Genomic DNA, 12525 nt, shown 5'->3' on the forward strand with positions numbered 1-12525 from the left:
GATGAATAGGACGGTGTAGAGGTATCTACATCTGGACGTCTATTTTAGTTAGCGCCCCCCCTGATTGCCAGCACTATTTTGTCGCTCTGTCGCAAGAAGGCCACTATTGGCTCCTTACTATCCCCAAGGGGATGGAAATCAAACGTTTGCGGTTGTTCTGTCTGGTCAAACGCCGCCAAGAAAAGCGATTGTCCTCCCAAAGCGGCTTTATTCGTCCAGATAACATTTGCACGCCGCGCGCCCTGCTGGGACAATAACGCGCCTTACATCTTGGCCATCAAATGAAGCAATCGCAGGAGATACAGATGCCTTCTCGTAAAGAGCTTGCCAATGCCGTTCGTGCATTGAGTATGGATGCCGTTCAAAAAGCCAACTCCGGTCACCCGGGCGCCCCCATGGGAATGGCGGATATCGCCGAAGTATTGTGGCGCAGCCACCTCAGACATAACCCGAACAACCCCAAGTGGGCCGACCGCGACCGTTTCATCCTCTCCAACGGCCACGGCTCCATGCTGCTGTACTCCCTGCTGCACCTCTCCGGTTATGACCTCTCCATCGACGATCTGAAAAACTTCCGCCAGCTGCACTCTCGCACCCCGGGTCACCCGGAGTACGGTTACGCGCCGGGCGTTGAAACCACCACTGGCCCGCTGGGTCAGGGCATCACCAACGCCGTGGGTATGGCGATCGCCGAGAAGGCCATGGCTGACCAGTTCAACCAGCCGGGTCACGACATCGTTGACCACTACACCTACGCCTTCATGGGCGACGGCTGCCTGATGGAAGGTATCTCCCACGAGGCTTGCTCTCTGGCTGGTACCCTGCAACTGGGCAAACTGATCGCGTTCTGGGATGACAACGGCATCTCCATCGACGGTCACGTAGAAGGCTGGTTCACCGACGACACCGTCAAGCGCTTCGAAGCCTACGGCTGGCACGTTATCCCGGCTGTTGACGGCCACAACCCGGAAGCGATCAACGCTGCCATCGAAGCCGCCAAGGCCGAGACCGGCAAGCCGACCCTGATCTGCTGCCGCACCATCATCGGTTACGGTTCTCCGAACAAATCCGGTTCTCACGACTGCCACGGTTCACCGCTTGGCAACGACGAGATCGCCGCTGCTCGCGCCTTCCTGAAGTGGGACCATGCTCCGTTCGTTATCCCGGCCGACATCGCTGCCGAGTGGAACGGTCAGGAGAAGGGCGCCAAACTGGAAGCCGACTGGGCTGCCAAGTTCGCTGCCTATGAAGCTGCTCACCCGACTCTGGCTGCCGAATTCAAGCGCCGTACCGCTGGCGAACTGCCGGCCAACTGGGCTGCTGAATCCGCCAAGATCATCGAAACCCTGCAAGCCAACCCGGCCAAGATCGCAACCCGTAAAGCGTCCCAAAACGCACTGGAAGCGTTCGGCAAGCTGCTGCCGGAATTCATGGGTGGCTCAGCTGACCTGGCTCCGTCCAACCTGACCATGTGGTCCGGTTCCAAGTCCCTGACCAACGACGACGCCTCCGGCAACTACATCCACTACGGTGTCCGCGAGTTCGGCATGTCCGCCATCATGAACGGTATCGCCCTGCACGGTGGTTTCATCCCCTACGGCGCCACCTTCCTGATGTTCATGGAGTATGCCCGTAACGCACTGCGCATGGCCGCTCTGATGAAGCAGCGTTCCATCTTCGTTTACACCCACGACTCCATCGGTCTGGGTGAAGATGGCCCGACTCACCAGCCGGTTGAGCAGATCGCCTCCCTGCGTCTGACTCCGAACATGAGCACCTGGCGTCCGTGTGACCAGGTTGAATCTGCCATCGCCTGGAAACACGCCATCGAGCGTACCGACGGCCCGACCTCGCTGATCTTCTCTCGTCAGAACCTGGCCCAGATGGACCGTACTGCCCAGCAGCTGGCCGACACCGCCAAGGGTGGCTACGTGCTGAAGGATTGCGCCGGTACTCCGGAGCTGATCCTGATCGCCACCGGTTCCGAAGTGGAACTGGCCGTTGCTGCCTATGAGCAGCTGACTGCCAAGGGCCGTGCCGTGCGCGTGGTCTCTCTGCCGTCTACCGACGTGTTCGATGCCCAGTCTGCCGAGTACAAAGAGTCCGTCCTGCCAGCCTCCGTCACCAAGCGTGTGGCCATCGAAGCCGGCATCGCCGACTACTGGTACAAGTACGTGGGCTTTGGCGGCAAGATCATCGGTATGACCACCTTCGGTGAGTCTGCTCCGGCCGAGCTGCTGTTCAAGGAATTCGGCTTTACCGTGGAAAACGTGGTTGCGACCGCAGAGTCCCTGTAATAGCTGACCATTGGGCCACTCTGGCCCAATAGCCGGAAAATAAAGCGCCCTCCATCGCAAGATGGGGGGCGTTTTTATTGGCAAAGGAAAATAATAAATTAAAAATATATTTCAATGCCTGAGAGTTGATAGTACTTTCTCTTGATGATTAATCTTCATTGTCTTAATAAAGGCTAAGCTATGGTTATAAGAGGTTGGGTTATTATAGTTGTTGTTTTTGCACTTTTATTTTCCCCTGTTGCTTTATATGTAAATACATTTGGCGGAGATTTGTCACAAGACCACTCTCGATGGGCTGAATTTGGCTCGGCAATTGGAGGTATCTATGCACCAATACTCGGATTTTTTACGTTAGTAGTTTTGATTCGTCAGCTTTCTTTACAGAAACAGATGAATGACCAGTATTATTTACAGCAAGCACGAGAAGATATCGAGTTTTATGCATCGCAGTTATCTAATATTCTTGATGAATCACTGGTCGGCAATGTGCCATTGAGGGCTGTACTGCACGAAAAGTTTATGTTTTGTAGCCATGAAAATCTATGTTCAACGGATATGAAGAATATTGCCATTGATATTCATAAGGTAATGCCACAGGCACTTGATATATGGGAGGCTATATACCCTGTATTAATAGGGCTATCAGCGGTTGATGATTCATTATTTAAAATGACATTGGCATCTTCAAAGCAAAAGCTAGTTGCATTACTCAGCTTTGAAATATGTGTGGCTTTGGATAGTTTGCATTTTTGTCGTACTGATGGGAAAAGCGGTTTCACATATATTTTTAACAAAAAATTGCAGTAGAGCTATCTAAATAGCTCGTAGGTTCGATTAGCGAAGCGTAATCGGACGCTCGCGTTCTTTAAGACGATGCCATAAAAATAATATCCCTTGCTGTTACCTAAAAAAGAGACCGACATATCGCCGGTCTCTTTTTTATTTCAACAAACCTTACACCTGCGGTGGGATGTTTTCGGCGTTGGATATCACCGCATCCATCTTGGCCTGCTCCACGATGGGCTTTATCAATCTGACGACAACGGCGCCATGGTTAATACCAGCTTGCCGATATGACGGCCTGAATCCAGCAAATGGTGGGCGGCGGCGGCCTCATGCAGCGGGAAGGTCTGGTAAACCTGCGGTTTGACATCGCCCCTTTCGATAAATGGCCAGACATGAGTTTGCAGCTGGGCGATCAGATCGGCTTTTTCCTGCGGAGTACGCGAGCGCAGGGTAGAGCCGATATGGGTCAGCCGCTTTTGCAGCATGGGAAACAGATCGAGATTGGGGGCGGCGCCCGCAATAATGCCGATCTGGACTATGCGGCCATTGATGGCCGCCGCCGCATAGTTGCGCGCGACATACTCCCCGCCAATGATATCGAGAATGATGTCAGCGCCATGGCCATCGGTGGCTGCATGCACTGCCTCGACAAAATCCTCCTCCTTGTAGAGCACGGCCACATCCGCGCCCAGCTTGATGCTGGCGGCCTGCTGCTCGGGTGAGCCGACCGTGGTGATGATTTTGGCGGCGCCAAATGCCTTGGCCAGCATGGTAGCGGTCGTGCCGATGCCGGAGGCACCGCCATGGATCAAGATAATGTCCCCTTTTTTGAACTGACCCCGTTCAAACATATTTGACCAGACCGTCATAAAGGTTTCCGGCAGCGCCGCGGCTTCTACAAAGCTCAATCCGGGTGGCAGGGGCAGGACATTGCTCTGGTGGGCGACGCTGTACTCGGCATAGCCGCCACCCGAAATCAGCGCGGCGACCTTGTCGCCAATCTTGAGATGGGTTACCTGCTCCCCCTTGGCGACCACGACCCCGGCGACCTCCAGCCCGGGAATATCCGATGCCCCTGCCGGAGGCGGGTAGAGCCCTTTGCGCTGCATCACATCCGGCCCATTGATGCCGGTCGCATAGTGCCGGATCAAAACCTCATCGGGCTTGGGCGCTGGTGTGGCGCGGGTGGTCAGTTGCAAGACATCGGGGCCACCTGGCTGGGTAATTTCTACCGCGCTCATGGTGGCGGGAATGGAATAGGCGTTATGCATCAGCGGCTCCTGTAACGAGGTGATATGAGGTTCCCCGAGTGGGATGAGCACCAAGATAGTGGAGATTGTTGATGAATAAACGCAGTATTATCCCTCACCTGTAATGCAAAAATGCATTCCAACCGGGAGTCGTGATGAACTGGGATGATGCGAAAATTTTTCTGGCGTTGCATCGGGAAGGTAGCCTGAGGGGCGCCGCCCGTGTGGTCGGGGTCGATCAGGCCACCATTGGCAGACGGATTGCCGCACTGGAGCATCGTCTGGCGGCCACGCTGTTTCTCCGCACATCCAAAGGGTATGTGCTGACCCATGTCGGGGAGATCGTGCTGGCCAGCGCCCAGCAGATGGAGCTGGCGGCCATTGATTTTGTGCGGGCGGCGCAAGGGGTCGACAACCGTCTGGTTGGGGAGGTCAGCGTGGCGACCACAGACACCCTGGGGATGGATTTCCTGATACCGGCTCTGACCGAGCTGCATCAGCGTTATCCCGATATCAGGGTCATCCTCAATACCTCGACCCAGGTGGTCAATCTGTCCCTGCGGGAAGCGGATATCGCGATCCGGACGGTGAAGCCGGACAATCCCGACCTGATTATTCGCAAGCTGGCCTCCTGGCCGGTCGGGTTGTATGCCTCCGCCGACTATCTGGTTCGCCATGGCATTCCCGAAGCGGGCACCGGTTTTGCGGGCCATTCGCTGGTGGTGTATGAGCCCCACTGGCAGAGCGCTCGCTCGCCCATGATGCTCGAAGAGGCGGTCAAGGGGGCCACGGTCGCCGCGGGGGTCAATACCAGCCTGATGCTGCGTCAGGCCTTGTTGATGGGGCTGGGGCTTGGCGAGGTGGCGGTTCCGCTCGCCGAGCAAGCCGGGTTGGTGCGGGTCTGGCCCGAGCGGCAATTAGAGCAATCCTACGATGTGTGGCTGGTGACCCATCAGGATGTGCAGCATGCCGCGCGGGTCAGAGCGGTCATGGATGCCATCGTCAGGGCATTTGCCGCAATGGACTAACCCTGGCGGGCGCTCTGTTCAGGTTTTGTCGCAGCACTGTCACATCCCTTGCCATAGTCATGGCGGTTGAGGGAAAACCCTCATTTACTTGGTCTCTGACAGTCAATACTGTGAGACCGAGTCCACCACTACTGGAGCCTGACCCATGACCGATATGCTTGTTGACGATAAACAACCGACCCCGGATCCGGCGGAGCAGAATGCCTTCTTCCCGTCGCCCTACTCCCTGAGCCAGTTCACCTCGCGCAAGTCTGACCTTGCCGGGGCTGACTATCCCGCTCCCTATCGGGAGGGGCGCTGGAAGATCCTGCTGATCGGGGCCGATGAGCGCTATCTGCCCACCGACAACGGCAGCCTGTTTTCCACCGGCAACCATCCGGTCGAAACCCTGCTGCCCATGTATCACCTCGACAAGGCGGGCTTTGCCTTTGATGTGGCCACCCTCTCCGGCAATCCGGTCAAGTTCGAGTGGTGGGCCATGCCCGGCGAAGACGAAGAGGTGCTGGGGCTCTATGCCAAATATCAGGCGCAGTTCCGCCAACCGGCCAAGCTGGCCGACCTGCTAAAGCAGGCGCTGGCCGCCGACTCGGACTATATCGGCGTCTTTATTCCCGGCGGGCACGGCGCCCTGATGGGGCTGCCGCAGAGTGCCGAGGTGAAAGCGCTGCTGGAGTGGGCGATGGCCAACGATCGCTTCATCATCTCCCTCTGTCACGGGCCTGCTGCGCTGCTGGCGGTGGCCAATCCAGAGACCTTCGCGGGCTACAAGATCTGCGCTTTCCCCGATGAGCTGGATGCCCAGACCCCGGCAATTGGCTATATGCCGGGCCACCTCACCTGGAAGTTTGGCGAGAAGCTCAAAGAGATTGGCTTTGAGATCGTCAACAACGGCATCTCGGGAGAGGTGTGCCGGGATCGCAATCTGCTGACCGGTGACAGCCCGCTGGCGGGCAATAACCTCGGCAAGCTGGCTGCTACCACCTTGCTGGAGGCGGTTGCCAAGCGATGAGGTTGTCGTCATCGCCAGCGAATGCGCTGCAGGTCGCGGTGGCGCTGGAAGGGTGTCAGCGGCTGGAGGAGATCCAGCAGCTGGTGCGCGCTTTTGCCACCTCGCTGGGGTATCACCGCTTTGCGCTCTTCTCCATCAGTGCCAGCGAGGAGGGGGTGGTCGAGCACCTCTACTGGCTGGAGGGGGAGTGGCTGGAGAGTGGCGAGGCGGTCGACCTGCATGCCTATATGCGCGAGTGCCCGATGGCGATGCATATCAGGGAGCGAGACCAGCCCTTCTTCTGGAGCAAAACGGTTGGCGCCGTTGGCGAGCAGTACCGTATCGTTCGCCAGCCTGAGGGGCCGGGCCGATATGGCTTGCAGGTACCCGTCTATGGGCCGCTGGGACTGGAGGGGGCGATGAGCTTTGGCGGCGATCAGATCGATGCCAGCGCTCCCACTCGGGTTGGCCTTGCGCTGATCGCGGCAGCGGCTTTTCATGCCGCCCGTCGCCTGATGGAGATGCCGGTAGCGGGTCACGAGCGTGGCCTCACTGGGCGCGAGCGCGAAGTGCTGGAGTGGGTCTCCCGGGGTTGGCGCCATGCCGATATCGCCACCACCCTGAAGCTCTCGGTGCGCACGGTCGAGAACCATCTGCGCAGTGCCCGCCGTCGACTCGGTGTGGCCACCACGGCAGAGGCGGTCAGAGTGGCGATCAGGAACCGCGATATCGAGGGCTGAGGGGCCATCCTTTTGTCTGGCATGTAAAAAGAGACCGGCCATCAGCCGGTCTCTTTTTTATTTACCGCAACATTACACCTGCGGCGGGGTACTTTCCGCGTTGGACATCACCGCATCCATCTGGATGCGTGCGCCAGCGGGCAGTTCGCGCACCGCGATCACGGTGCGGGCGGGCAGGTAGGCCGGGAAGTATTTGGTATAGATGGCATCCACCTCGGCCAGATCGGCGATATTGGCGAGCTGGATATTGACCTTGACGATATCGTCCATCACATGGCCGATGCTCTCCACAATTGCCTTGATATGGCTGAGGCACTGGGCAGTCTGCTCCCGCACGCAACCGGTCAGGATCTTGCCGGTGGCCAGATCAACCGGCAGCTGACCGGCGATATGGTTGTAGTGGGAGAAGGCGACGGTCTGGGTGTGCAGCGGGCTGCGCGGTGCCTTGTCGGTATTGCGCGGGCGGATCACCAGATTGTGTCTGTCTTCCACCAGTTGTGGTGGGGTGCCGTCACCGTGAGAGATGACCGCATCCATCTGTACCAGCGCACCCATGGGCAGGGCGGAGGCGGCAATCACGCTGCGGGCCGGCATATAGGCGGCGGCGCGGGCAATGGCGGAGTCGGGGAAGAAGGTGGTGTAGACCTCGTTGACGGCATCCAGATCGGCCAGATTGGTCAGGTAGACGGTCACCTTGACGATATCGTCGAAGGGCACGTCGATCCCCTCCAGCACCGCCTTGATATTGTGCAGACACTGGGCCGCCTGCTCGCGAATACCGCCGCCAATCAGGGCGCCGGATGCGGGCTCAACCGGCAGCTGGGCGCCGATGTTGTTGTAGTGGGAGAAGGCGACGGTCTGGGTGGAGAGCGGGTTCTGCGGCGCACGGGCGCTGTTGCGGGCGAGCTTCACCAGCGGGCAGGGCGCCTGCGGGAAGGTGCCTTCGCCGTTGGAGATGAGCGCATCCATCTGCACTTTGGCATGCAGCGGCAGAGCCGCCACGGCCAGTACGGTGCGGGTCGGCAGGTTGCGCGGGAAGAACTCGCGATAGACCTCGTTGACTGCCTCGAGGTCAGCCATCTCTTGCAGGAAGAGGGTCACTTTCACCACGTCGTCCATCACATGGTCGATGCTCTCGACGATGGCCTTGATATTGGTGAGGCACTGTCTGGCCTGCGCCTTGATATCACCCTCGATCAGGGCGCCTCTCTTCGGGTCGACCGGCAGCTGGGCGGAGATATTGTTGTAGTGGGAGAAGGCCACGCTCTGGGTATAGGGGCCGATATGCTGCGGAGCATTGGGGGTATTGCGGGCCGACTTGATAATAGTGCCACTCATTGGGATACACCTCGTTGTAATCATCGTTATTGGGGTCAGGGGTTCCTCCCGCCAGCGACAAAAAATGTGGGCAGAGCGCGGCGATATAACGCGCCCGGCAACCATTGCGGCACCAGAGGGGGAGAGGGTTCAGACAAGCGCGATTCTATGAACCGCAAAATAGCGATGCAAACCGGGATCGCGTTTCTATGAGATGGCTCAACGCCCTGAAATATATCTCCGGTGCGGATCAATTCAGGGATGATAAGAAGCATCTGGCGGCCATTTTTAGCGCCCTGCAGGGCGAGGCCCGCGCCGACGGTATTGGCGCCAGAAATAGGGGGGGCTGGCACTCAGGATAATTTCAAATTATTCAGGCTTGCTGGCAGCGCATTCATTTTTTGCCGCATAAATATCTATTTTTGCATTTTTATAAGCACTATCTGGCAGAGCAAAAATATGGTAGCCGCGGGATATTCAGGCCCCTGCAAAGATGTAACGGGAATATAATTCAGCGCTTTTGCATGGGGCCGGTGAAAAGGCTTTCCGGATATCCCGTGGCACGCCGCTGCAAGGAGCCCACCGCATCAGCCTTATGCCATGAATTTTCAGCAGCGCCGAGCCGGGCAAACGGGCTCGTTCAGACTCCCTTCACCCCTGCATGTCAGGATCGGCCACCAGCCCTGACTCCGGTTTCCCGATCGGTTGTTGTCAGGGCTCCCCGCTATTTTTGCACCAGTGAAATGGTGTCTCTGTTCTTTGTTACTCAAGTGAAACAATTTGAGCCTGCCATCGGGCGCACAACCCTGTGTTGTTGTGGCAGGCTTCCCCTCTGGTTTTGCCCGTGATGACGGTGCTGCGTTATTACGGGGCAGAGAGAGGAGAGGGTTTATTTATCGTGGCCAGCGGGCCGGATACAACGGAAGGATATAGATGATCAGGATCGAGAAGATCGACGCCTCGAACTGCTTCGAGGTGTGCGAGCTGACAACCAACAAGGACGGGGTGGGCACCCTGTTTGAGCAGTATCTCTGCTGCAATGCCATCTCGCTGGTGGAGGCAGCCTACTTCCCGGGCTTTGAGCCCAGAGCGATTTATCGCGGGGAGGAGCTGGTGGGCTTTGTCATGTACAAGGGGTGTGATGCGCCGGGCGACATGGTCGAGATCTTCCGCTTTATGCTGGATGCCCGCTTTATGGGGCAGGGGCTGGGGCGGCAGGTCTTTGGCGAGCTGCTGGCCCACTTTGGCCGCGAGGGGTATCGGGAGGTGCTGCTGATGATCGACGAGGATAACCGGATTGCCAAAGAGCTCTACGCCTCGTTCGGTTTTCGCTTTACCGGCAAGATCGAGAAGGATGAGCACTACTACAGCCTCAATATCGAGGGGCTGCATTAACTGGCGCAGGTGAACCGGGGAGGGGGAACAAGCCTGCCAGCCGCGGGCTAGCAGGCGATAGCAAGGCCGGGTATGGGCCTGTCAGCCCGCCGGATAGAGGGCGCCGAGCACCGCCGGACGGCTGGCGCCGGTGACGGCGGGCAGGTTGCCGGGTTTGCGCTTGATAAAGCGCTCCGCCAGCCAGGCAAAGGCTGCCCCTTCCATCCAGTCGGGAGCAATCCCCAGCTCGGCGGTGTTGGCGATGCGCCAGCCGGGCAGCAGGCTGGCCAGCTCCGCCAGCAGCGGGGTGTTGTAGGCGCCGCCGCCGCAGACAAAGAGCTCGGTCTTGGGTTGGCTGGCCCCGAAAGCCTCGGGAGTCGCAGGCAGCTGGCGGGCGATGCTGTGGCAGGTGAGCGCCTGCAGGGTGCGCTGCACATCCGCCGGAGCATAGGGGCGGCCAGCCAGCTCACCATCGAGCCAATCGAGGGTGAACATCTCCCGTCCGGTGCTCTTGGGGTGGGGGGCGGCGAAGTAGGGGTGGGCCAAGAGCTGCTCCAGCAGCTCGGGGATGAGCTGGCCGCTGGCCGCCCACTGGCCGCCGGCATCATAGCCGGCACCCTTGGGGTGATGGCGGCGATACCAGCCATCGAGCAGGGTGTTGGCCGGGCCGGTATCGAAGCCATAGACCCCGTTGGCATGGCCCGGTAGCACCGAGATATTGGCGATGCCGCCAAGGTTCAGCACCACCCGCAGGGCGCCGGGGCGGGCAAAGAAGGCCTGATGGAAGGCGGGCACCAGCGGCGCCCCCTGACCGCCGAGGGCCATGTCCATGGTGCGAAAGTCGGCGATAACATCGATGCCGGTCAGTGCCGCCAGCAGGGCCGCGTTGCCGATCTGCAGGGTGAAGCCAAGCTGGGGGCGGTGGCGGATGGTCTGGCCGTGGCTGCCGATGGCGCGAATATCGGCGGGCGTGAGCCCCGTCTTGGCCAGCAGGGCGTGGGTGGCGGCGGCAAATTCGCGCGCCACCAGATTGTCGGCCACCCCCATGCGATCGATCTCGTTGTCACTCGGGGTGCAGAGCTCATGCAGCTCGTGCGCGGTGGGCCAGGGGTGGCTGATGGCCGCCTCGACCCGCAGTTGATCCCCGTCGATCACCACCAGTACGGCGTCGATGCCGTCCATGCTGGTGCCTGACATCAATCCGATATAGCGTTCAGCCATTGGCTCTCCTCACTTGCTGGTCGGGATAGTCCGCTTCCCGACACCGATGCTGCATGGCGCAGAGCCATGCGCAGGCAAAATAAAAAGGGCTGACGGGGCTGCTACCCCGCCAGCCCTGAAGGCTTTAGTTGCCGCGACTCTCCCGCTTGTTCTGGGCCAGCTGCAGCTCGGGGCTGTCGAGCTTGGCCAGTTGCGGTGTCGCCAGTTTTCTGAAGTTGGCCAGCTCGCGTCCGCTCAGGGACTCCGCCTGCGGCAGGTTGAGGGTGCGCGGGTTCTTGTGTACGCCGCCCACCACAAATTCATAGTGCAGGTGCGGCCCGGTGACGCGACCGGTGCCACCCAACAGGCCGATGGTCTGCCCCTGCTTGACCCGCTGCCCCTTGTTGACGGTGCGTTTGGAGAGGTGCAGGTACTTGGTCACATAGTTGCCGGCATGTTTGATAAAGACGTAGTTGCCGTTGAACTGGTTGTAGCCTGCCGCCACCACGTTGCCGGAGCCTGCCGCCATGATGGGGGTGCCTACCGGCGCCACATAGTCGATGCCGTTGTGGGGGCGGATCTTGCCGGTCACCGGATGGAGGCGGCGCGGGTTGAAGTTGGAGCTGATGTATTTGAAGTTGACCGGCGCGCGCAGGAAGCTCTTGCGCATCGCTTTGCCTTCCGGGGTGTAGTAGTTGCCATCTTCATTGAGCACGGCGCGGTAGGCGGTGCCCTGGTTGACGAACTCGGCGGCCAGAATATCGCCGGAGGCAACCCGCTCGTCATCGCGGAACTTGTCCTCGTAGACCACCCGGAAGCTGTCGCCCGGCTGCAAGTCCTGAGCAAAGTCGATGTCCCAGCCGAAGATGGCGGCCAAGTCCATGATCTGATCCTCGGTCATGCCCGCCTCGACAGCGGAGCTCCAGAAGCTGGAGCGGATCTCCCCCTTGGTCACCTGTTCACGGGTGTCGAGGGCGATCTTGACGCTGCGGGCGACGAAGGTGTCATCCTTTCGGCTCACCTTGAGCGCCTGCTCCAAGCTGTGGGGGTAGTAGAGGCTGTGCAGCTGGCCATCTTCGGTCAGCTTGAAGGTGAGCTCCTGCCCCGGCTGCAACATGCGCAGCGGGTTGCTGTCATCGAGCTGGTCGATCAGGTGCAGATCCGTGGTGCTGAGCCCCAGACGCTGGAAGATCACCCCCATGTTGTCGCCGCGACGCACCTTCACATGTTTGGTGACATAGCTCGGCTTGGGCGGGGTGGCCGGTTGCACGGCATCTGCGGTGATGTCGTCCTGGGGCAGATTGTCGTCGCTGTTCTCTTCCTGTTGCTGTCGCAGGGCAATCTCGTTGCCGTTTTCATCGACCCGGGTGGCGACCGCCTGTTCGCTGGGCCAGGCCGCCAGCATCATGATCATGATGCTCAAAATCAGCACCATCTTGCGGTGCCAGTGAGGGAGAGAGTTGAAGGCGTGCCAAATAACCATGAGATGCAGATGAAGTCGGGCAGAATGGACGGATTTTACAGCCTTTCCAATTGGCCCGCCAT

The 12525-nt window shown here is 59.2% G+C and carries 10 protein-coding genes; 6 read left to right on the top strand and 4 right to left on the bottom strand.

The genetic code is table 11. From position 1 onward, the window contains the following. Positions 1-305 precede the first annotated feature (305 nt). Both tkt and NOM67_RS08175 read left to right on the top strand, forming a co-directional pair. The gene (gene tkt, locus NOM67_RS08170; protein WP_139396297.1) at positions 306-2297 is read left to right on the top strand and encodes a transketolase; all 1992 of its coding nucleotides are present in this window, start codon (positions 306-308) and stop codon (positions 2295-2297) included. A gap of 180 nt (positions 2298-2477) precedes the next feature. Continuing rightward, positions 2478-3104, top strand: a complete 627-nt coding sequence (locus NOM67_RS08175) for a hypothetical protein (RefSeq protein WP_255935705.1) — start codon at positions 2478-2480, stop codon at positions 3102-3104. A 221-nt stretch (positions 3105-3325) separates the two neighbouring features. Here the strand turns inward: NOM67_RS08175 and NOM67_RS08180 are convergent, their stop codons facing one another. Further along, positions 3326-4354, bottom strand: coding sequence for an NAD(P)H-quinone oxidoreductase (locus NOM67_RS08180; protein WP_255935707.1), 1029 nt, complete (start codon positions 4352-4354; stop codon positions 3326-3328). 134 nt (positions 4355-4488) lie between these two features. Here NOM67_RS08180 and NOM67_RS08185 point away from each other — a divergent pair, with 134 nt between their 5' ends. The 3 genes from NOM67_RS08185 (at position 4489) to NOM67_RS08195 (ending at position 7089) form a co-directional block, all read left to right on the top strand. Continuing rightward, positions 4489-5361 carry a LysR family transcriptional regulator gene (locus tag NOM67_RS08185; RefSeq protein WP_255935709.1) on the top strand — a complete coding sequence of 291 codons (873 nt, stop codon included), beginning with the start codon at positions 4489-4491 and terminating at the stop codon, positions 5359-5361. 145 nt (positions 5362-5506) lie between these two features. After that, positions 5507-6370, top strand: coding sequence for a glyoxalase III HchA (gene hchA, locus NOM67_RS08190; protein ID WP_255935710.1), 864 nt, complete (start codon positions 5507-5509; stop codon positions 6368-6370). Then, positions 6367-7089, top strand: a complete 723-nt coding sequence (locus tag NOM67_RS08195; protein WP_255935712.1) for a PA1136 family autoinducer-binding transcriptional regulator — start codon at positions 6367-6369, stop codon at positions 7087-7089. The genes hchA and NOM67_RS08195 overlap by 4 nt, the downstream gene beginning before the upstream one ends. A gap of 72 nt (positions 7090-7161) precedes the next feature. On the opposite strand, the gene NOM67_RS08200 is transcribed toward NOM67_RS08195, so the two are convergent. Beyond that, complete coding sequence (locus NOM67_RS08200) at positions 7162-8427, bottom strand: RidA family protein (protein ID WP_255935714.1); 1266 nt, start codon at positions 8425-8427, stop codon at positions 7162-7164. A 912-nt stretch (positions 8428-9339) separates the two neighbouring features. Here NOM67_RS08200 and NOM67_RS08205 point away from each other — a divergent pair. Then, complete coding sequence (locus tag NOM67_RS08205) at positions 9340-9801, top strand: N-acetyltransferase (RefSeq protein ID WP_033115814.1); 462 nt, start codon at positions 9340-9342, stop codon at positions 9799-9801. Positions 9802-9882: 81 nt separating this feature from the next. Here NOM67_RS08205 and NOM67_RS08210 read toward each other — a convergent pair whose 3' ends face one another. After that, positions 9883-11001, bottom strand: coding sequence for an anhydro-N-acetylmuramic acid kinase (locus tag NOM67_RS08210; RefSeq protein ID WP_255935717.1), 1119 nt, complete (start codon positions 10999-11001; stop codon positions 9883-9885). A gap of 124 nt (positions 11002-11125) precedes the next feature. Further along, the gene (locus NOM67_RS08215) at positions 11126-12463 is read right to left on the bottom strand and encodes a peptidoglycan DD-metalloendopeptidase family protein (RefSeq protein WP_042032862.1); all 1338 of its coding nucleotides are present in this window, start codon (positions 12461-12463) and stop codon (positions 11126-11128) included. Positions 12464-12525: the final 62 nt, after the last annotated feature.

Origin of the sequence: Aeromonas sp. SG16 (genome assembly GCF_024436135.1) — a bacterium.
GTDB lineage: Bacteria > Pseudomonadota > Gammaproteobacteria > Enterobacterales > Aeromonadaceae > Aeromonas > Aeromonas jandaei.

Bases quoted from the DNA above. Each gene is read 5' to 3' on its own strand.
- tkt (WP_139396297.1), top strand. From the start codon at position 306: ATGCCTTCTCGTAAAGAGCTTGCCAATGCCGTTCGTGCATTGAGTATG.
- NOM67_RS08175 (WP_255935705.1), top strand. From the start codon at position 2,478: ATGGTTATAAGAGGTTGGGTTATTATAGTTGTTGTTTTTGCACTTTTA.
- NOM67_RS08180 (WP_255935707.1), bottom strand. From the start codon at position 4,354: ATGCATAACGCCTATTCCATTCCCGCCACCATGAGCGCGGTAGAAATT.
- NOM67_RS08185 (WP_255935709.1), top strand. From the start codon at position 4,489: ATGAACTGGGATGATGCGAAAATTTTTCTGGCGTTGCATCGGGAAGGT.
- hchA (WP_255935710.1), top strand. From the start codon at position 5,507: ATGACCGATATGCTTGTTGACGATAAACAACCGACCCCGGATCCGGCG.
- NOM67_RS08195 (WP_255935712.1), top strand. From the start codon at position 6,367: ATGAGGTTGTCGTCATCGCCAGCGAATGCGCTGCAGGTCGCGGTGGCG.
- NOM67_RS08200 (WP_255935714.1), bottom strand. From the start codon at position 8,427: ATGAGTGGCACTATTATCAAGTCGGCCCGCAATACCCCCAATGCTCCG.
- NOM67_RS08205 (WP_033115814.1), top strand. From the start codon at position 9,340: ATGATCAGGATCGAGAAGATCGACGCCTCGAACTGCTTCGAGGTGTGC.
- NOM67_RS08210 (WP_255935717.1), bottom strand. From the start codon at position 11,001: ATGGCTGAACGCTATATCGGATTGATGTCAGGCACCAGCATGGACGGC.
- NOM67_RS08215 (WP_042032862.1), bottom strand. From the start codon at position 12,463: ATGGTTATTTGGCACGCCTTCAACTCTCTCCCTCACTGGCACCGCAAG.